The organism is Streptomyces sp. CAI-85 (assembly GCF_013363615.1).
GTDB classification, from domain to species: domain Bacteria; phylum Actinomycetota; class Actinomycetes; order Streptomycetales; family Streptomycetaceae; genus Streptomyces; species Streptomyces antibioticus_B.
The window spans coordinates 1-1,910 of sequence record NZ_JAANNX010000166.1 but is presented as its reverse complement, the minus strand read 5'-3'; the positions used below and the strand labels follow the sequence as shown (position 1 = coordinate 1,910).

The 1,910-nt window shown below is 67.1% G+C and carries 3 protein-coding genes; all 3 read right to left on the bottom strand.

The window, feature by feature from the left end:
* The coding region (gene rplA, locus G6W55_RS37470; protein WP_175525043.1) for a 50S ribosomal protein L1 at positions 1–719 on the bottom strand (719 nt) is incomplete at its 3' end.
* Positions 720–797: 78 nt separating this feature from the next.
* A complete protein-coding gene (gene rplK, locus G6W55_RS37465) occupies positions 798–1,232 on the bottom strand; it encodes a 50S ribosomal protein L11 (RefSeq protein WP_030317334.1) in 435 nt (144 codons plus the stop codon).
* A gap of 165 nt (positions 1,233–1,397) precedes the next feature.
* Positions 1,398–1,910: transcription termination/antitermination protein NusG (gene nusG, locus G6W55_RS37460; RefSeq protein ID WP_175525042.1), on the bottom strand; the 513-nt coding region annotated here is incomplete at its 5' end.

Genomic DNA, 1,910 nt, shown 5'->3' with positions numbered 1-1,910 from the left:
GCGGCCGGGTCCTCCTCGACGAGGAGGTTGCGGGTGCGGTTCGGGTCGACCTGGATGCCGGGGCCGATCGTGCTGCTGATCGCGGCCTTCTTGATGTAGCGGCCCTTGGCGGCGGACGGCTTCAGACGGAGGATCTCCTCCAGGGCCGCGCCGTAGTTCTCCACCAGCTTGGTGTCGTCGAACGACGTCTTGCCGATGATGAAGTGCAGGTTCGAGTGCTTGTCGACGCGGAACTCGATCTTGCCGCCCTTGATCTCGGTCACGGCCTTGGCCGTGTCCGGGGTGACCGTGCCGGTCTTCGGGTTCGGCATCAGGCCACGGGGACCGAGCACGCGGCCGAGGCGGCCGACCTTGCCCATGAGGTCCGGGGTGGCGACGACGGCGTCGAAGTCCAGACGGCCCTTCGCGACCTCGTCGATCAGTTCGTCGGAGCCGACGATGTCGGCGCCCGCGGCCTCCGCGGCCGCAGCACGGTCACCGGTCGCGAAGACCAGGACCCGGGCGGTCTTGCCGGTGCCGTGCGGCAGGTTCACGGTGCCACGGACCATCTGGTCGGCCTTGCGCGGGTCGACACCCAGGCGGAAGGCGACCTCGACGGTGCCGTCGAACTTGCTCGTGGAGGTCTCCTTGGCGAGACGGACGGCCTCGAGCGGGGCGTAGAGCTTCTCCCGGTCGATCTTGGCGTCCGCAGCGCGGAGAGACTTGCTGCGCTTGCTCACTACTGCTCCTGGTGATTCTGAGGAGTCGTGGTACGGGCCGAGCAGGCCCTGCCACTACTGCTGGGTACGGGGGTGAGGTCAGCCCTCGACGGTGACGCCCATGGAACGCGCGGTACCGGCGATGATCTTCGCGGCGGCGTCCAGGTCGTTGGCGTTGAGGTCGGGCAGCTTGGTCGTGGCGATCTCGCGGACCTGCGCCTCGGTGATCTTGGCGACCTTGGTCTTGTGCGGCTCGCCGGAGCCCTTCTCGATGCCCGCGGCCTTGAGGATCATCTTGGCGGCCGGCGGCGTCTTGGTGATGAAGGTGAAGGAGCGGTCCTCGTAGACCGTGATCTCCACCGGGATCACCCAGCCACGCTGCGACTCGGTCGCGGCGTTGTACGCCTTGCAGAACTCCATGATGTTCACGCCGTGCTGACCCAGCGCCGGGCCGACCGGCGGAGCCGGGTTGGCGGCGCCGGCCTGGATCTGGAGCTTGATGAGCCCCGTGACCTTCTTCTTCTTGGGAGGCATAGCTCTCCGGGTCCTTTCGGTTCGGGTCCTGCCTGCGTTCGGGGGACAACCCGGACGCAGGCATACCGCACAACGATAACGGGTATAGGTGTGCGGCCAAAAACCGAGCAGGTCAGACCGGCTTCGACAGCCCGTCTGACCTGATCGGAGGCGTGTGGTCCAGAACTAGTTCTTCTGGATCTGGTCGAAGCTCAGCTCGACCGGGGTCTCGCGGCCGAAGATCTCGACGAGGCCCTTGACCTTCTTCGAGTCGGCGTTGATCTCGTTGATCGTGGCCTGGAGCGTGGCGAACGGGCCGTCGGTGACGGTGACCGAGTCGCCGACCTCGAAGTCCAGCACCTGGACCTCGACCTTGCGCTGCGGGGCGGGCTTGCCCTCGGCCTCGGCGGCCTCGCGGGCGGCCTTCTCCTCGGCCTCCGGGGCGAGCATCTTGACGATCTCGTCCAGGGTCAGCGGGTACGGGTCGTAGGCGTTGCCCACGAAGCCGGTGACGCCGGGGGTGTTGCGGACGACGCCCCAGGACTCGTTCGTCAGGTCCATGCGCACCAGGACGTAGCCCGGGAGCTTGTTCTGGCGGATCGTCTTGCGGTCGCCGTTCTTGATCTGGACGACCTCTTCCTGCGGCACCTCGGCCTGGAAGATGTAGTCCTCGACGTTCAGCGAGACGGCGCGCTGCTC

Coding starts and splice junctions, on each gene's coding strand:
- rplK (WP_030317334.1), bottom strand. CDS start 1,232: ATGCCTCCCAAGAAGAAGAAGGTCACGGGGCTCATCAAGCTCCAGATC.